Origin of the sequence: Terrimicrobium sacchariphilum (genome assembly GCF_001613545.1) — a bacterium.
In the GTDB taxonomy this organism is placed as follows: Bacteria; Verrucomicrobiota; Verrucomicrobiia; order Chthoniobacterales; family Terrimicrobiaceae; genus Terrimicrobium; species Terrimicrobium sacchariphilum.
Window position 1 is genome coordinate 270,903 of sequence record NZ_BDCO01000002.1, and the last position, 17,915, is coordinate 288,817.

Annotated in this window: 10 protein-coding genes; 7 read left to right on the forward strand and 3 right to left on the reverse strand. The window is 60.5% G+C overall.

Translation table 11 applies throughout. The annotated features are described in order from the left end of the window. The first annotated feature begins 241 nt into the window (after nt 1-241). Genes TSACC_RS01990 through TSACC_RS02010 form a run of 5 tightly spaced genes read left to right on the forward strand, consistent with a single transcriptional unit; the run spans nt 242 to nt 6,626 of the window. Entirely contained in the window at nt 242-1,570 is a 1,329-nt protein-coding gene (locus TSACC_RS01990) for a mandelate racemase/muconate lactonizing enzyme family protein (protein ID WP_169809504.1), read from the forward strand. Then, nucleotides 1,567-2,592, forward strand: a complete 1,026-nt coding sequence (locus TSACC_RS01995; RefSeq protein ID WP_075077730.1) for an NAD(P)H-dependent amine dehydrogenase family protein — start codon at nt 1,567-1,569, stop codon at nt 2,590-2,592. Before TSACC_RS01990 ends, TSACC_RS01995 begins: the two co-directional genes overlap by 4 nt. Before the next feature lie 44 nt (nt 2,593-2,636). Then, nucleotides 2,637-4,499 carry a beta strand repeat-containing protein gene (locus TSACC_RS02000; protein ID WP_075077731.1) on the forward strand — a complete coding sequence of 621 codons (1,863 nt, stop codon included), beginning with the start codon at nt 2,637-2,639 and terminating at the stop codon, nt 4,497-4,499. 12 nt (nt 4,500-4,511) lie between these two features. Beyond that, nucleotides 4,512-5,846, forward strand: coding sequence for a dicarboxylate/amino acid:cation symporter (locus tag TSACC_RS02005; protein ID WP_075077732.1), 1,335 nt, complete (start codon nt 4,512-4,514; stop codon nt 5,844-5,846). 9 nt (nt 5,847-5,855) lie between these two features. Beyond that, the gene (locus TSACC_RS02010) at nt 5,856-6,626 is read left to right on the forward strand and encodes a BPL-N domain-containing protein (protein ID WP_237763883.1); all 771 of its coding nucleotides are present in this window, start codon (nt 5,856-5,858) and stop codon (nt 6,624-6,626) included. A gap of 245 nt (nt 6,627-6,871) precedes the next feature. Here TSACC_RS02010 and TSACC_RS02015 read toward each other — a convergent pair whose 3' ends face one another. Next, on the reverse strand, nt 6,872-8,809 hold the full coding sequence (locus TSACC_RS02015) for a beta strand repeat-containing protein (protein ID WP_075077734.1): 1,938 nt from the start codon (nt 8,807-8,809) through the stop codon (nt 6,872-6,874). Between the two features lie 515 nt (nt 8,810-9,324). Here TSACC_RS02015 and TSACC_RS02020 point away from each other — a divergent pair. Next, complete coding sequence (locus TSACC_RS02020; protein WP_075077735.1) at nt 9,325-10,788, forward strand: MFS transporter; 1,464 nt, start codon at nt 9,325-9,327, stop codon at nt 10,786-10,788. 1 nt (nt 10,789) lies between these two features. Here the strand turns inward: TSACC_RS02020 and TSACC_RS02025 are convergent, their stop codons facing one another. Together TSACC_RS02025 and TSACC_RS02030 are read right to left on the reverse strand one after the other, a co-directional pair. Beyond that, nucleotides 10,790-12,928 carry a glycoside hydrolase family 3 N-terminal domain-containing protein gene (locus tag TSACC_RS02025; protein ID WP_075077736.1) on the reverse strand — a complete coding sequence of 713 codons (2,139 nt, stop codon included), beginning with the start codon at nt 12,926-12,928 and terminating at the stop codon, nt 10,790-10,792. 3 nt (nt 12,929-12,931) lie between these two features. Next, nucleotides 12,932-15,790 carry an FAD-dependent oxidoreductase gene (locus TSACC_RS02030; RefSeq protein WP_075077737.1) on the reverse strand — a complete coding sequence of 953 codons (2,859 nt, stop codon included), beginning with the start codon at nt 15,788-15,790 and terminating at the stop codon, nt 12,932-12,934. 226 nt (nt 15,791-16,016) lie between these two features. Here TSACC_RS02030 and TSACC_RS02035 point away from each other — a divergent pair, with 226 nt between their 5' ends. Further along, entirely contained in the window at nt 16,017-17,915 is a 1,899-nt protein-coding gene (locus tag TSACC_RS02035) for a glycoside hydrolase family 16 protein (protein WP_075077738.1), read from the forward strand.

Consider the following 17,915-nt stretch of genomic DNA (forward strand, 5'->3'; position numbering starts at 1 on the left):
CGACAGTTCTTGCTGTTAGGCATCAGGGAGTCTCCCTGATGCCTGGGGGGCTATGTGTTGATGATTTATCAACAAAATCTGGTTATCGAGGGTGAAAATCAATGCGGTTAAGTATATTGATGTGATGTAACATGTTTATTTTCAGCATGTAATAATCTGATTTTTGTGGCGGTTGGCGGATGGTGAAATCGGTTGGCATGAAAAATGTTAAAAGGGTGGCATGGACGTTATTAGGGTCGGCATGAAAATAGCAGTGCTCCTTTGGGGGGCGATGCTAGCGAATGCTTCGGCGGCATTTACGATCCAGGACATCACGCTTCTTCAATTCAAGCTTCCGAAGAAGACGGCATTTGTGACCTCCAAGGGGACGAGTGATTCCTGCCCGGGGATATTTCTCGTCATCCGTGCGAGTGACGGCATTCGCAGCATTACCTCTGTCGGCGAGGTGCTCCCGCGTGCGCTCGTGACAAATGAAACCTCAAAGGATGCGTGGAATGGCGCTCAAGCCTTTCGCTCGGCCCTGCTCGATCGTTCGCTCTCCGGGGACTCGCTGGCGAAGGATCGCGAAACGGTGGGTCATTGGATGAATGATCTTTTTGCCATCGCGGCGGAGCAGAAGCTCACCACACAATCGCCGCCGGGGAAAGGCCGCCAGCTCCGCGCGACGTTGTGTGGCTTTGACATGGCGCTGCTCGACCTCGTCGGGCAGATATACGGTGTCTCTATCGCGGCGGTGCTGGGTGGCGCGGTGCGCAAGGAAATCGCGATCTCCGCGACGACATTCAGCGCGGATCTCGACGGCGACGAGCTTGAGGGCAAGGTCGACTCGATCGATAGTTCCTATCGCGCAGTGCGCATCAAGATCGGCCTCGACCTGGAGTCGGACCTCAAGAAGCTGCGCGCGGTCGCCGGGTCCCTCGTGGCAGAAGGGCGCCAGCGCGAGATCTGGGTCGACGTGAATCAGGCGTGGAAGGACGCCCCGCACGCGATCGATTACCTTTCCAAGGTGCGGGATGAACTCAAGGCTGTCGGATTCACCTCGCGCTTCATCTGTGAGCAGCCGACGGCAGAGAGCGACATCGCTGCCATGGGTGAGGTCACGCGCCAGACCCGCGAGTGGGCGAAGACCGATCCCTTCCGCATTGTCATCATGGCCGACGAATCCATGTGGGATGTTGACGACGCCAGGAAGATCGTCGCGCTTGATGCCGCTGATGCGGTGAACATCAAGATCGTCAAGGCAGGTGGCCTCATCAAGTCGATGGAGCTCGGCCAGTACCTCGTCGCCAATGCTCCGAAGGTCGAGGTGTATGTGGGAGGGCTCATCATGACCGACATCAGCGCCACGGCCAATCTGCAGCTCTGCATGGCGTTGCCGCGCCTGGACTACGCCACGGGACCCCTCCCGCGCACACACTCGTACCCTGCCCAGCCTGCCAGCGCGCCGCTCGCCTATACGCACGACCGCACGTTGGAACTGCCCCGCCAGCCGGGTCTCGGCACCGGCCTCGACCAGCAGGCGATCAAGCCTTTCGTAACCAAAACCTACCCCGCGGAACAGATGCCATGAACCAGAAAATCAAAGTCGCTCAATTCGGCCTGGGTCCCATCGGACGCAGCTGCCTCAACCTGCTCGCTCAACGCCCCGCATTTGAAATCGTCGGTGGCATCGATATCGATCCGGCACTCGCAGGAAAACCGGTCGCGGAAATCTGTAACCTGCCGGAGATCGAAGCTGGAGTTGTGTATCCCTCCTTTGACGCGATGTACGAGGAGGTGCAGCCCGATGTGGTGCTGCACACGGCAGGTTCCCGCGCCGCGGTCTCCTTTGCCCAGTGCCGCCCCATCCTGGAGAAGGGGCTCACGGTTGTGTCATCTTGTGAGGAACTGCTCTATCCCGCCTATCGCGCTCCCGAGGAGACGAAGGAATATGACGAGCTTTGCCGCAGCACCGGCGCGCGCATCCTCGGCACGGGGGTGAATCCCGGCTTTGTCCTCGATGTCCTGCCCGTCTGCCTCACCGGTGTGTGCCGCACGGTGACGGGCGTGTACGGCGAGCGCGTGGTGAATGCCTCATACCGTCGCCAGCCGCTGCAGAAAAAAATCGGCAGCGGCTTGCAACCGGATGAGTTCCGCGCGCTCTGGAATGAAGGCCGCGCGGGCCATGCCGGGTTCAAGGAATCGCTTCTCCTCATCGCTCACGCGCTCGGCTGGAAGATGGAGAATCTCACCGAGACGCTCGAGCCGATGATCGCCGATCACGACATCAAGACGGCGCACTTTGAAGTCGCCACGGGACTCACCTGCGGCCTTCACCAGATCGTGAAGGCGGAGACTGCCGAAGGCTATGCCATCCATCTCGACCTGAAGATGTATCTCGACGCACTCGACCCCCACGATGCAGTGCGCCTCGAGAGCGACCCTCCGGTCGAGGCGTACCTGAAGGGTGGCGTCTTCGGGGACTCGGCGACCGTCGCCGCCGTCATCAATGCCGTACCACGCGTGCTCGCCGCGAGGCCGGGCGTCCTTCTCATGACGGACATCCCGCTCGCCGCCGGCGCGTCTCACACCTCACCGCTTCTGGCAGCCTAACCCGGAAGCGTTTCTCAACTCCACAACCTCAACTGCTGCCTAACATGAAGAAAACCATCAAACTCTCGGCCATCCTCGGCCTGATTTCCCTGGGCTGTCTGCCAGATATATTCGCTGCCACGAAAACCTGGGACGGGGGAAGTACAACGGGAACCTTCATTATGACGACTGCCTCGAACTGGGTCGACGACGTTCTTCCAGCCTCGGGAGACGATGTGCTGTTTGACCCTGCCTACGTTGCAAATGGCATCATCGGGAGTTCCGCCAACGGGTATTTATACCTTACCAACGGATCGACCACGATGACCACGTACCAAAGCATGGTATTTTATAATACGAATGCTGTAACACTCTCCGCCACAAGCACGTCGCCCGCAAGCGCGAAAGTCTTAACCCTTACAGGAGCTAATGCGGGGATTACCGCAGCTGGAACCGCAAATCTGACTCTCGGGCGCGGTTATGGCGGAGCACTCTCAATCGCTCTGCCAGGTGCTACGACATTCAATGTGGTTAATTCCGGTGTGACATTAACAATTATCGATGACGTTCCGATCACGGGAGCTGGATCAGTCACGAAGACCGGTGACGGCACCTTGCTGATGGGTGTGAACAACACATTTTCCGGCGGCTTTACGCTCGAGTCCGGAACGGTCAGGACCAATGGATCGGGAACCTCGGCTCTCGCCTACAGTTCGTTTGGAACAGGCACGCTGACTCTCAAAGGCGGTAATCTTCAGTCGGTGTCGGACACCTCCCGCACGTATTACAATAATACTGTGCTGAATGGCTCGATCTCCTTTGGAGCGACGAGCGTTAATGGCTCCGCCTTGCAGACATTCTCAAAGTCGGCTGGAGGAGTCACCACTCTGGCCAGTGATTCGACGCTGAACACGATCGCAAACGTCACATGGGAGCAAAACATCGTCGGTGCGAACAGTACGGCTTATCGGCTCACCAAGTCTGGCAGCGGAACTCTCAAGCTGAGCGGGTCCAATAGCTATGTTGGGGGATTCACTGTTACAGGTGGCGTCCTTGAATTTGGTGGTACGAGCACGATGGGCGGCACCTCGGGCGGCTCGGTGCCAACTTACGTCTCTAATTTCTTCACGATGGACGGCGGTACGATTCGTTTCACCTCTACGGTGCAAACGACTTCGCTTACGGCAAATCGCGGATTCATGCTCGGAGCGAACGGCGGTACCATCGATGTGAAAGATGGCGTCACCATGCGTGCCGGTGGTCGTTTTCGTGAGTCTGTGGCAGGGGCCTCGCTGACCAAGACCGGAGAGGGGACCTACATCATGGCCCAGGGTACGAGCAACTACACGGGTACAACCACGGTCTCCGCAGGAAGTCTGCTGATACAGGAAGAAGCCACGCTCTCCAGCTCGAACGTTACGGTTGCCTCCGGCGCGACTTTTGGAGGACTCGGCTCGATCGGCGGCACGGTGACGGTGAATGGCACGCTCAGCCCGGGCTTTGCCCTGGCCTACAAGGAAGCTGGTGCGCAGACTGGTGTTTTGACCATCTCCAACAGCCTCACGATGTCGGCTGGTTCGATCCTCGATCTGGGCATCAGCGCTTCGGGCTACGATAGCATCGCGGGAGTGACCGATCTGTCTCTCGGAGGCGTGATCAAGGTGTCGTTCCTCGATGGCTATGTGCCCTTCGGCGGCAATGTCTACAAGATCATCGACTGGTCCGGCACGGTTACGGACAATGGGTTTACCTTTGACTTCTCCGGCGCTCAGCTGGCTCAGGACCAGTACTGGGACACCTCGAGCTTCCTGACCAATGGCACGATCACCGCCGTGCCTGAGCCGAGTGCTGTCACTTTGCTCCTGTTCTCGGTGGGCGCAGTCATTGTCCTGCGCCGCGTGCGCTCTGCCAAAGCTCTGAAAGCCTAAGTCGTTGTTGTAATGCGTAAACCGTTCTTCCGCGTACCTCTCACGCACCAGATCCTGCTAGGCCTGTTGTTTGGCTGCCTGCTGGGCTGGGCTCTGCCGGCGGTGGGTGTTCATCTCGAGGTCGTCCGCGATGTGTTCATCCGGCTGATCAAGTGCATGGTCGCGCCCCTCGTCTTTGGCACGATCGTGGTGGGTATCGCGGGAACGGGTGACATCAAGAAGGTGGGTCGCCTTGGGGTCAAGGCGATCGCCTATTTCGAAATCGCCACCACGGCGGCCCTGGCGATCGGGCTGCTGTCGGTGAACTTCCTCCAGCCCGGCCATGGCATCATGATCTCGGGCAACACGGGGGATCTCGGCGCCGTGGCCAATACGAAGCCGCTCACCATCACGGAGACGATCCTGCATATGTTTCCGACGAGCGTGATCGACTCGATGGCCCGGGGCGACGTGCTCCAGATCGTCACGTTCTCCGTGATTTTCGCGTTGGCGCTCGCGGCAGCGGGCCCGGTTGGCAAGCCGGTGCTCGAGTTCTGTACGAGCCTGAACAACGTGATGTTCCGCTTTGCGGACCTTGTTATGAAGCTTGCTCCCGCCGGTGTGGCTGCCTCCATGGCCGTGACGGTGAGCCACCAGGGTATCGGGGTGCTGCTCGGGCTGGGGAAGCTCGTGCTCGCGCTGTACCTCGCCCTGGCCGTTTTTATCATCTGTGTGCTTGGCACGGTCATCTGGATTGCGAGGGTGCCGCTCCTTCCCTTCATTCGAGCCGTGCGCGAGCCCTTCATGCTCGCCTTTGCCTCGGCCAGCAGCGAGGTCGCGCTGCCCCGGGCGCTGGAAAACATGACCAGATTTGGCGTTCCCTCAAAGATCGCCGGATTCGTCCTGCCCGTCGGGTATACGTTCAATCTCGACGGCTCCACGCTCTACCTCGCGGTGGCCTCGGTCTTCATCGCCCAGGCGGCGGAGACGACCACGGGCATCCACTTTGGCCTCGGCCAGCAGCTCACGCTCATGATGGTGCTCATGCTCACCTCCAAGGGCGTGGCCGCCGTGCCGCGGGCGTCGATCGTGGTATTGACTGCGGCGCTGCATTCCTTTGGCCTCCCGCTGGAGGGCGCGGCGATGATCCTCGGCGTCGATGCCATCCTCGACATGGCGCGCACGTCGGTGAACCTGCTCGGCAACTGCCTGGCCACGGTGGCCGTGGCGCGCTGGGAGGGGGAATTTGATGCCAGCCAGGCGCGGGCGGAATTCGGCCCGCCACACCTTCAGCGTCCGGTCGAACCCGAAACGCCACCGGAGCCCGAAACAGCCCCCGCGACTCCACCAATTAGTGAACTTACCTAAGCCATGAAAATGAACACTCGCCTCCTCACGACCCTGAAGGTCCTCGCCTTTGCAGCCGTCGCCTCTGCGGCGATGGCGCAGAACACCACGAAGAAAATCGCCCTCTACGACGATCTCGGCAGCGGCGGCGCGGGCATTCCGTCCGTCCAGATGATCCTGACCAAGGCGGGGATCAATCTCACCACCCTCAGTGCCGAGCAGATCCGCAACGGCGAGCTGTCAAAATACGATGTCGTTATCTTTACAGGCGGCAGCGGCAGCAAGCAGGCCGAGTCCTTGCAGACCGCGGGCGTCGACGAGGTGCGCAAGTTTGTGCAGAACGGCGGCGGCTATATCGGCATTTGCGCCGGAGCCTATCTCGCCTGCGACCGCTTCAGCTGGTCGACCAAGATGCTTAATGCCCGCACCGTGTCGCAGAAGTGGAAGCGCGGCAAGGGCAACGTCGAGATCGAGCTGACCGATGAGGGCAAAAAGATCCTCGGCGATGTTGATGGCAAGATGCTCGTGAAGTACGCCAACGGCCCGATCATCACCTCGGCGGACAACAAGGATATGCCGGAGTTCATCCCGCTGGCCTACTTCCGCACGGAGATGGCGGAGAATGATACGCCGGTCGGCGTGATGGAAAACTCGCCCGCCATCGTGGCGTCCACCTTTGGCAAAGGGAAGCTCATCACCTTCAGCCCACACCCGGAGCAGACCGACGGCCTGCACGACCTTATCACCCATGCCGTGAACTGGGTCGCCACGCCCAGCTCGGATGTCGCCGGGGTGCAGTAACTTTCCCTTCTTACCTTGCAAAAATCTACAGCCCAAATCCGTAGACAGGGTGCCCGGGTAGCCCCCCGGGCGCCCACCCTTTAACCCCCGCACGGGTGCCCGGCCTGCCGTCTCGGGGGAGTGCGGCCCCGGGACCCGTGCCACTTTAAGAAGAAACGCCGCAGTGCCAGAACACTGCGGCGTTTTTCATTCCCTTCGCCTGCCCACCAGCAAGCGAAAGGAGCGTGATTGACTCGTCCGGATTCCTAGGCCCGGCGACGACGGAGGAGGAGCACGACGCCGGTCGCGCCAGCGAAGAGCGCCAGGGTCGAGGGTTCGGGCACGACAACCACCTGGAGACCGCTCGAGAGGAAGTACGCGCTCTTGCCCGAGCCGAGATCATAGGCATTTGCCTCGCCGATGTTGGAAACATTGGTGAGGTTCACTGTCGCGAGGCCATCGATGAGGCTGTAGGTCCCGTTGGCAGTCGAACTGTCGAGGCCGATGAGGCTGGCGATGCCAAAGCCGCTGCCGAAGGTGACTGCCGCGCCATTGACGGTGAGGGCATCGGTGAGATTGAAGACAAACTTGCCGCCTGCCGAGATTGACAGGCTGCTCGCGATCGTGCCCGTGCCACCGATGGCCGCGCCTGAGGCGACCGTGACGGTTGCCGTGCTGGCATTGGAGCCATTGATGAGCAGCGTGCCTGCGCTCACGGTCGTCGTTCCAGTGTAGGTATTGGCGCCACCGAGGGTGACCGTGCCTGCGCCGACTTTGGTGAAGGTGCGTACACCGCCGGTTTCTCCGAAATTGCCGGAGAACGTCGTGCTGCCGGAACCACCGAGGCTCGTGTTGCCAGCCAGGGTGACTGCGCCGCCGTAGCTCGCTGCCGTGCCGCTGCTATTGATCAAAGCGCCGCTGCTGCTGATGCCGGTGCCGGTGATCGACAGGGCCTCGGCTCCGACGGTCTGGCCATTGAGGTCCAGGACGGCTCCATTGCTAACCGTCGTGCCGCCCGCAGTACTGCCGAGGGCATTGGCATGACCGATGCGCAGCGTACCTGCATTCACTGTGACTGTCCCGGTGTAGCTGTTGTTGCCGTTGAGCACGAGCAATCCGCCACCGTCGTTGGAGACGACATTGCCAGAGGTATTATAATAATTGGTCGCGCTAAACTTGCTGACGGAGACTACTGACGGGCCATCGGCAATGTTTGAGTTGATGATCTGGGTCGCGCCGCTAATGACCGAGGCGCGAAGGGTGGTGGCCGAGCCTGTCGATACGTTGGTGATCGCTCCGTTCAAGGTCAGGGTGGTTCCTGTCGAGGAGTTGCCGATGTTCACTCCGCTGGCGATATTGATGTTGCGGTCAGTGGTCTGATTGCCTGTTCCGATAAAGTTCAGGAACCCGCCATTGCCAAAAGCCAAGGTTCCGGTGGTCGTCGTCGTGGCGTTACCGAGCGAGCTGTTTCCCTCGCCGACGTTTTTGATCGAAGTGTAACCGATATAGCCATCGTAACGTTGCCCCGCACCGACAAGATTTGCCACATACGAGTTATTGTCATTCGTCAGGACCATGGCAACTGTGCCAGCAGTCGTGGTTGGGGAGGTGCCATATTGGGTATAGCGCGCGGTGAACGACGCGCTCGCTCCGCCGCCGGTTACGAGTGAATTCACCACCAGCACGGGCGACGTGGTCCACTGCGCTGTCACGTTGCTGTTTACCGTACTGAGAATCTGGTGCGCCGCGTTGCTCAGGTTGAGGGTGAGGTCGGAACCGAGCGTGATCTTTGAGGCGTTGGTCGACGGCATGTAGATATTGCTCGTCAGCCCGAGGGTCGCGCCGCCTGCGTTGCCGTTAAGCGTCAGGATCTCCGCCGTAGTGAGCCCGGTGCCTGAGGCAGTCGTGTCGCCGAAATACAGGCTCTTCACCGCATAGGTACCCGCTGTGCCGGCCGAGAACGTGAGTCCGGCACCGGTATTGGTGATGGTGGAAAATTTCAGATCTGTAGCCGAGCTCCAGGTCGGTGTGGCGGTGTAGTTGGCCGAGTCGGTCCAGTCAGTGCCCGAGGTGCCGCCGGTGACGCCTGCGCCGTTCCAGACATTCTGGGCCTGGGCGGCCAGGGGAGCGATGCTCAACGCCATGGCCATGGCGATCCGCTGCTTCGGAGCGGAGTGGATGAGGGATTGGAGGAGGTTTTTCATCGTGTCTGCTTTTTGGTGGGGGGTCTGTGGACCCGTTTTATTTGAGGGGAACAGGCGACTGTCAGGGAGGCGAGGGACTTAAAATTCGCATTATAGGACAAATCGACCCAGGGAGTATCTGGAGCTACGCTGTCCACCTTGCAGGGGTTGCATCAACTGACCCATGGCGGGGAATCTGTCGGATGCCGGGCTTCAACGGAGATTGAGTCTCATCCAGCATCGTGTGTCCGGAGCGTTTGCTGGCGTTTGAAAATAAACGAAAGTGATCCCAACCCACGGGGAGGAAACCGCTCGGCTGAGGCGGGGATTTAGCCCGGCGTTGTTTTCCGAGAGGGATGTCTGCCAACGCACCGGGTCCATGCGCGAGGTGATGCTGTGCACAAGCCGTGGGCGACGTTGACGCCTGCCGGATGCTGGTCGGGAAAACACACATCACGGAGCGGAAATTGATTAACGGTCTCCAGGTTCTCCCCCCTAGAGTGACTGATCGGCCGCTCTGTGGCTGACGCCTAGAGATGGACTCTTCCCTTCCCACACCCTCGGACCCCAAGACCTGGAAAGTCGGTACCCTCACCTATACGAAGGCCGGCCTGGTCGGTCTCTTTGCCTGGCTGCTCTGGGGGGATTTTTGCTTCACCATCATGGAGCAGGTCATTCCCAGCATCATGCCGCTGAAGTTCAAGGAACTCGGCGCGAGCAACACGCTGATGGCCCTCATCATGACCAGCGTGCCGAGCCTGCTCAGCACGGTCTTCAACCCGATCATCAGTTTCCGGAGCGACCGTACACGGACGAAATGGGGCCGCCGCATCCCTTATCTGCTGGGGACGGTGCCGTTTCTCAGCTTTGCCCTGCTGGCACTGGGTGTGCAGGGGCCGGTGGGCGGATGGATTCAGTCCGTCGCCAGCTCGTGGTTCTCCGGCCTGTCGCTGCCGACGGTGCTGCTGATCTACATCTGCTTCTTCCTGCTGATCTTCAATTTCTTCAACATCTTCGTCAGCTGCATCTTCTGGTACTTCTTCAATGATGTCGTGCCGGAGAAGCTCATGGCGCGTTTTGTCTCGTGGTTCCGTATTGTAAACGCGGGCGCAAGTACGCTTTACAACTGGTTCATCTTCAAGCACGCCGAGACCCACTTCCTGGAGATCTTCATCGGCGCGGCCGTGCTCTATCTCATTGGTTTTGGCCTCATGTGCGTGATGGTGAAGGAGGGCAAATATGCCCCGCCGCCGGAGAATATCGGGAACAAGAAGGGCGCGGTCGCCTCGGTGAAGACCTATTTCACGGAGTGCATGACGATCAAGCACTACTGGTTCCTTTACCTTACCACCTTCGGAGGAGCCATCACGGGCAGCGCCAACCTCTATATCATCTTTCAGCAGCGGTATCTCGGCCTGGACCTTGAGCATATCGGCAAGCTGAGCGCGATTAACAACATCTCGTACATAGTCTGGATTGCCATCCTGGGATTCCTGGCCGATCGGTATCACCCGCTCCGCATCACCATCATCGGCAAGATCGCCGCGCTTTGCCTGGCGCCGCTGGGCTTGATCTGGCTGTTCTGGAAACCCTCGGCCGAGGTGGTGTTTTACTTCTATGCCGTGCTGGGCATGGTGGGAACGACTGCGATCGGGGCATTGCAGGCGATCGTTGAGATTCCGCTATTGATGCGCATTTTCCCGCGAGCGCAATATGGACAGTATTGTTCGGCACGCGCCATGTGCGGCAGCTTCTTTGGCATCACCGCCGGAGCGACGACCGGCGTGATCCTCGATCAGCTGTACGGAAAATTTGGCGACCGCGTGTACCTGTTTCTTCCGTTCTGGAGCATCGCGGGACTGTCGATCACGATTGTCTGCCTGTTTCTGCTCTATCGGAGCTGGCAGCAGTACGGCGGCTTCGAGCACTACGTCGCTCCCATTCCTGGTCACCAGAAGGACAAGCAGCCGCCGCAGAACTGTCCGGCCGGGGTCTCCTGATTCAGCTCAGGACAAACGCCGCCGGAGTCCCGCCCTGGGAGTGGGGGGCGACCCACGCGTGAAATTCCCCTGCCTCGGGACCGTACGAGCCGTCCCGATGATGAAACGCGAGATCGTCCGGGCCAAGGAGGAAGCTGACCTCCCGGGCCTCTCCTCCGGCCAGTGGGATGCGCTGGAAGGCCTTGAGCTCCTTGACCGGCCGCGTGACGCTGCCCACGAGATCGCGGACATAAAGCTGCACGACCTCGGTGATCGGTCGGCTCCCTGTATTGACAACCTCTGCGCTGACGCGGAAGGAGCCACCCTCGGCTTTCACGAGCGTCGGTCCGTATGAGACGGTCGAATAGCTGAGCCCGAAGCCAAAGGGAAACTGCGGCGTGGTCTCGGCATCGAGATAGCAGGAGCAGAAGCCGACCGGATCGAGTGGAGTGCCCATCGGCATCTTGCGCTCCACCTCGATGGGCGGTCGGCCGGTATTCTTGTGATTGTAGTAGAGTGGGATCTGCCCGACCGTGCGCGGAAAGGTCACGGGCAGCTTCCCCGACGGAGAATGATCGCCGAACAATAGGTCGGCAATGGCAGGGCCGCCCATCGTACCGGGGTGCCATGCCAACAGCAGGGCCGGGATGTTTTCCGCGATCCAGGGAATAGTCAATGGACGACCGGTAATCAATACGACGACGACCGGTTTGCCGAGGGCGTGGATTCTTTTCACCAGATCAAGGTGGTGCTCCGGGAGGTCCAGAAAGGCGCGGCAGTGGGACTCGCCGCTGAGACGTTCGCCCTCGCCGAGGAAAAGTACCACGGCCTCGGCCGCGGCGGCCGCCTGAAGCGCGGCCTCATCGGTCTCGGGACGCGGCGCGGCTTCGTCGGTAAAGGCCCGCACGTAGTCAATCTTGGTGGATTCCCCGACCGCGCCCCGGATCGCCGCCAGAGGCGTGCGAATGTCGGGCAGATGACGGTCGAAGGCCCAGCAGCCGATCTGGTCCAGCGGGCTGTCGGCCAGTGCTCCGATGACGGCGAGGGAGCCTGCCGCCTTGCGGAGCGGGAGCACGGAGTCCTCGTTTTTCAAAAGGACGCAGCTTTCCCGCGCGAGCTGCCGGGCAAGGTCGAGGTCTTCCGGCCGGGCTTCAAAAGGGGCTGGCGGGAGAGGCGGCAGCGGGTTTTCGAAGAGGCCGAGGCGGAACTTGATCCGGAGGATGGAGCGGACGGCATCGTCAATACATGAGAGGGGGATCTCGCCACTGGAGACGAGCGACTCGAGGTGATCGAGGTAGCATGTGCTCTCCATCTCCATGCTGACGCCTCCCAGCACGCCCTCGCGGGCGGCCTCGCGGCTGTCCGCGCAGAAGCCATGCACGATCATCTCCTGGATCGATGTCCAGTCACTGACGACAAAGCCGTCGAATTTCCATTCCTCGCGCAGGATCTGGCGCAGGGTGAAGGCATTGCCGCTCGCGGGCACGCCATCGATCTCGTTGAAGCCCGACATGAGCGTGCAGACTCCGGCGTCGACGCAGGCCTTGAAGGGTTTCAGATACACATCGCGCAGCGTTCGCTCCGGGATGTCGGCGGTGTTGTAGTCGCGTCCGCCCTCGGTGGCGCCGTATCCGACGAAGTGTTTGGCGCAGGCGGCGATGGAGTCAGGCCGCGAGAGGTCGTCTCCCTGATAGCCGCGCACCATGGCTGCGCCCATCGCGCCGGCGAGCACGGGGTCCTCCCCGGCACCTTCCGCGATGCGGCCCCAGCGGGGGTCGCGGGCGATGTCGACCATGGGGCTGAAGGTCCAGCGTACTCCGGTTGCGGAGACCTCACGGGCCGCCGTGCGGGCGGCTTTTTCCACGAGCCCGGTATTCCACGAAGCGGCCTGTCCCAAGGGAATGGGGAAGATGGTGTGATAGCCGTGGATCACGTCGCGGGCGATGAGGAGCGGGATGCCGAGCCGGGACTCCTGCGTGCTTACGCGCTGAAACTCCGCGACTTTTGCCGCCTCGAATTCGTTGAACAGGCTGCCGACAAGTCCCTGGCGTACGAGCTCCTTGTTGGCGTCGCTGGAGCTGTGGACCTGGACCATCTGCCCGATTTTTTCGCGCAGGGTCATTTGGGAAAGGAGATGCTGGATGCGGTTTTCGATGGTCATGGATCAGGCAAGACGAAGGCGCAGGGCCTCGTGATTGTTTTCGGCGAGCAGGGCCTGCGCATAACGCGCAAAGTGCCCCCGCAAGTCGTGGGTATAGGATTGAAGGATGTTGCGGCCGGTGGCATTGGGATCGCCGGAAAGGAGCAGCCCCATGGCGAGATAAACCTCCCGCAGCGACAGATTGCGCGGATCGGTTTCGATAAGATTGTCTGTTGCCTGATCTCGCAGCACTGCGAGGTCGGTGATCTCGTGGCCAGCCATGCCCGGCTTGCGAAGCAAATCCTCCAGCGCGCTGGCCAGCACCGGGTGAGAGATCATCGCGGCGGCGAGGGCGACGGCCCGACAATGTGAGAACGCCGCGGTCTCGTCGAGCGTGCGGATCTTGGATTCCAAGGTGTAGACGGCTATGGGGTTGCGAGTTTTTCCGAGAGCGATAATGACAGAATCCAGCCAGCTCATGCTGGCGCCAAACTGCCCCATGCCCTGGTAATCCCACCCTTCATCCCAAGGTGTGGTGCGCACGAGGGCCTCCAGGACAGGAGCTGCGGCAGCGTCGCCCATCATGCCGAGGATACGTGCCGCGTCGGGGCGGCGGGTCTCGTCCGAGAGCAGGATTTCCATGAGACGCCCCCGGGTTTTCTCTGGATGGGCGAGGAGAATCGCGATGTTTTTCAGATCCCGCCAATCGCCAGCGAGCGCCTGCTCCAGAGAAGAGGAATCGAGCGGAAAGGAATCTTCCTGCTTGAGGTTCGCCTGTTCTATGATGCCGATGGCGACGAGTTTGCGCTGGAGTGTGCGAATGTTGAGCTGCCGGGGAGCGAGGCCGGTCCGGGCGGATTCCGCAGCGGCCAGTCCGGCGGCGAATCCCTGGTTCTGCACATCCGCTTGCATGCGCAGCAAGGGCAGAGCGTCGCGGTGGGCGCTCATTCCCAGACCGGTGACGAGAACGCCGTCGACTCCCTGCGGCACCATGCAGCGGTACGGTACATGAGCCGTCATTGGATCATGGTCCGGCGCGACCATCATGAACACTGGATGAACCGTGAAGCCATGAGTGTCGAAGTTGCTGCGCGCGATGTAAACGGTATCTGGAAACGTACGTCCGGCGAGAATGTCGAGAGGTGAAATTTCGATCTCGCCGATGATCTGGCGGCGCTCGCGGGAACTCACGATGGATACGGTGTCGAAGGCCGCGGGATACTTGGCTCGAGCCTCGACAAAGGCGCTCGTGACGCCGACGGGATCGGTGTCGTCAACAAAGGTATGGTCGGAGTTTTGATACTGCGAGGTCAGGGTCTTGCGGGGCGAAAGGCCGGTGCCTTGAACGGCGAGATGGTCTCCGCCGATGAGGCGGCAGGGTGCGCCAGCCGCGGCCGCGACGTCGGAGTCGCCCGTTGCGTCCACCACCGACCGCGTGCGAACGAGGCCGCTGCCAAAGGGCGTGGAGACGAGCAGTCCATCGATCTGGGCTCCTGACATCCTCACTCCAAAGGCAAAAGACCCGAGCCAGGCGTTGCCTCCTGCATCGCGAAGCAGACGTTGGTAGACACGCGACTTGACCTCGGGACTCCAGCCCGATCCGTCTTTGCTGCGGCTCCAGGAATCGTATTTGCTGACCTCCCGGTCCAGTTCCGAGGTGAACCCGGTGCGATTCCCAAACCAGTAGGCACTGATCAGGCCCAGTGTGCCGACACCTCCGAGTCCGTGCTGGGTTTCCAGAACCAGCGTGGACACCCCGGACCGGGCCGCGGCAATACCGGCGGGCGCACCTCCTGTGCCTCCCCCGGAGACGACAACATCGTAATCCCCGAGAACGGGGAAGCTCCAGGCCGGGAGATCGAGTGTGCCAAGGTTCGTGCGCAGAAAGACCGGGGCAAACCGGTAGTGTCCTTCGGTTTCTCCGCCCGTTTGCGCGTGAAAGGTCCTTCCGGTTGCACGCGGTTTGATATTGGCGGCTATCTTCCGACCGACCAGGCGTGCAAAAGGGATCCAGGTTCCCGGGTTCCCGCATTCCTGGACGCTCTTTCCCGAGACTGGAAGCAGGCCGTTTAGCAACCAAAGGCTGGCCTGGGGCTGGAGATCACCATCTCCGAGATCTGCAAGGCTGTCCCGGGCGGCATTGGACGCCAGCATACGGGACGGGGGAAAGACGAAAAGATCGGCAGTAAGGAGAATTGCCTCATCCACGAGGAGGGCGCGGGCGGCATGTTCCGCAAGCATGGGATCTTTTCCGAGTACGGTGGCATCGATGGAGAGCCGGAACGCCCTGCTGGTCATCTCTCCATCACCCGTTTCGGAGGGAAAAATGAAAGAGGGCGAGAGCTCGGTGATGGTCCCTGGCCAGGAGGAAGGGCGATCCTTGGCAAGAACCGTCCATTCTACGCACCCGGCGATGCCTGTACGTTCCTGAATCGGAAGGCCCGCGAGCCGGGCGACAATGCCATGTTCCGAGGCATCGAGAATGGCTCGACAGGTCACGGCGAGCAGGGCTGAGCGGGTGGCGAGGATCGCGCCTGCGATTTGCCCCGATTCGTCGCGCAGGATGGCAATCGGTCGGCTTTGGAAAAGGAAGGGGATGTTGGCGCCAAGCAAGGCCCCTTCGAGAGAGTGCTTGATCGCGCCCGGCCGCGCGGGAACTGATCCGGAGAAGGCTGCGTGCAGCAAAGGGTCGGCTTCCTTCCAGTCTCCCGGCCAGAGCCGGAATGTTCCGGCAAAGTCGCTGCCGACATAAGGCAGGTCACCTGCCAGCATGGCAGAGATTCCGGCTTGCTGGATCTCGAGCGATGCGGCGACGGCGGCAGTCGATGAGCCGACGACCAGGACGTCGACATCGCGAAAAAGAGGTACGGAGAGTGAAGGCATGGAAGGGACCGCGAAAGGTCTATGACGATCCCATTATAGGGTGGAGATCCCCCGCGACGTTAACCGGAAGCCGACCTCCCATGTGCTGTTTCCTGATGAGTCGTTTTCAGTCTGAGGAAAGTCAGAAATCAACACATCCTCAAACAGGAGACTGCTCACCTGGGCGGCGTGTTTGCGTTACTGTCACCATGAAACGTTAACCCCCTCTCATCCCTTTTTGCTACTGATGAAGAAATCTGCCCTCGCTCTGCTCGTACTGACATTCTCCGGCCTCTCTCTGTGGGCTGGTGCGCCGGATCTCCTTGAAAATGCGAAGTCCGATCCTGCTTCGTTAAAGGAACATAAATCCGTGGTGACCCCGCCGGGGGCGGACGGGGCCATACGGGTGGAGTACAATGCAGATGGCGGATTCCCCGGCGTGCAGATCGCTGCTCCGCCGGAGGGTTGGGATCTTTCGGGCTTTTCCGGCGTCGAGGCGGAGGTCGCCAATGAGGGGGCGACGGCAAAATCCATCGCCCTGCGTGTCGACAATAAAGGCGGCAGCAATGCGAGCAATACCGAGTCGGTGAAGATCGGACCCGGCGAAACAAAGAAGGTGCGGGTGCGTTTTGGCTATTCCTACGGCGGAAATCCCGCCTACCAGCTCGACCCTTCCTCGGTCGTCGCACTGCTTGTTTTTGTCGGCAAACCAGCCGATGGCGGAGCATTTGTCATCAAGAGCGTTACTCCTTTCAAGGAGGAAGGCGCTCCGGCCCCTGCGACTGTGGCCCAGCCTGCGACGAATGGCGGCGAGGCAACAACGTCGCCGAGCATAGGAGGTGAACTCCTTGATCCCGCCAAGGGGGCAGAGGGCTTCAAGTTTTCCCACTCCAGCGGTTCAGTCGAGGGAGACAAGATCAAGGCGACCTTTTCCACGGATACGGATTACCCTGGCGTGCATTTCCCGATCCCGGCAGGAGGCTGGAATCTCTCAGCCTTTGGCGGAGTGGAGGTCACTGCGACAAATACCTCGAGTGTCCCGATCACCGCCGTGCTGCGGGTCGACAATCCCGGTGACTGGAAGCAAGGCCCCTGGAACTCGCAGAGCGTGAAGCTCGCTCCCGGAGCGACTCAGACCATTCAGGTGACCTTTGGAAAGAACAATGGCCAGCCGGGATATCCTCTGGATTCGAAGAAGATCTCGGGCATCCAGGTTTTTCTCGCCAAACCCAAGCAGGAGATCACCCTGCTCCTCGGCAATCTCAAGGCCTTTGGCAGTCCCGGGGCCGTGGCAGGCAAGTCCACCCTCACCTCGCCCGCAGATCGTAATACCCCGGTCACTCCTCCCGACTGGCTGGGCAAGCGCCCGCCGGTGGATGGCGACTGGACGCTGACGTTTGAAGACAACTTCGACGGCACCGCGCTCGACAGCTCAAAGTGGGAGGCCAGCAACAGCCACTTCAGCAAGTTCTTCTACTATCAAAAGGAAAAGGCGCGCGTGGAGAATGGTGTGCTGAGGCTGGGTGCGGAGAAGAAGGCGGTCGAGGGGCGCGAGTACATTTCTGGACAGGTGACAGGTTTCGGAAAATGGGCGCAGAGCTATGGATACTTTGAGGCTCGGGTGAAGCTTCCGACCACACGCGGTTTCTGGCCCGCCTTCTGGCTGATGCCCGATCGCGATGTGAATGGCCCGACCGATCAACAGTCGATCTGGAACCGCAACTCGACCAAATGGGGTGGGATGGAGTTCGACATTCTCGAGCACCTTAGTGAATGGGGACCGGGTCGCCACAATGTCGCCGTTCATTGGGATGGCTATGGCGACCAGCATCAAGCCTGGGGGGATACGAATGTTTATTACGGCCCCACTCCTGACGGATGGCATGTCTTTGGCATGCTCTGGGAGCCGGGCAAGCTTACCTGGTACATTGACGGAAAGAAGACAGCGGAATGGGAGAACCCGCGAGTGGGTTCTGTCCCGGGCCATCTCCTGCTCAGCCTGCAACTCGGTGGCTGGGCGACCAAGGACATCGATCTTTCGAAAATCGACGAAACCTTTGATATTGATTATGTCAAAGTCTGGCAGCGCAAGGACCTTGCGGAAGCTGCAAAGAACGTCGATCTCAGCATCCCGGCAAAAAAGTAG

Coding starts and splice junctions, on each gene's coding strand:
- TSACC_RS01990 (WP_169809504.1), top strand. CDS start 242: ATGAAAATAGCAGTGCTCCTTTGGGGGGCGATGCTAGCGAATGCTTCG.
- TSACC_RS02005 (WP_075077732.1), top strand. CDS start 4,512: ATGCGTAAACCGTTCTTCCGCGTACCTCTCACGCACCAGATCCTGCTA.
- TSACC_RS02035 (WP_075077738.1), top strand. CDS start 16,017: ATGAAGAAATCTGCCCTCGCTCTGCTCGTACTGACATTCTCCGGCCTC.
- TSACC_RS02020 (WP_075077735.1), top strand. CDS start 9,325: ATGGACTCTTCCCTTCCCACACCCTCGGACCCCAAGACCTGGAAAGTC.
- TSACC_RS01995 (WP_075077730.1), top strand. CDS start 1,567: ATGAACCAGAAAATCAAAGTCGCTCAATTCGGCCTGGGTCCCATCGGA.
- TSACC_RS02010 (WP_237763883.1), top strand. CDS start 5,856: ATGAACACTCGCCTCCTCACGACCCTGAAGGTCCTCGCCTTTGCAGCC.
- TSACC_RS02030 (WP_075077737.1), bottom strand. CDS start 15,790: ATGCCTTCACTCTCCGTACCTCTTTTTCGCGATGTCGACGTCCTGGTC.
- TSACC_RS02015 (WP_075077734.1), bottom strand. CDS start 8,809: ATGAAAAACCTCCTCCAATCCCTCATCCACTCCGCTCCGAAGCAGCGG.
- TSACC_RS02000 (WP_075077731.1), top strand. CDS start 2,637: ATGAAGAAAACCATCAAACTCTCGGCCATCCTCGGCCTGATTTCCCTG.
- TSACC_RS02025 (WP_075077736.1), bottom strand. CDS start 12,928: ATGACCATCGAAAACCGCATCCAGCATCTCCTTTCCCAAATGACCCTG.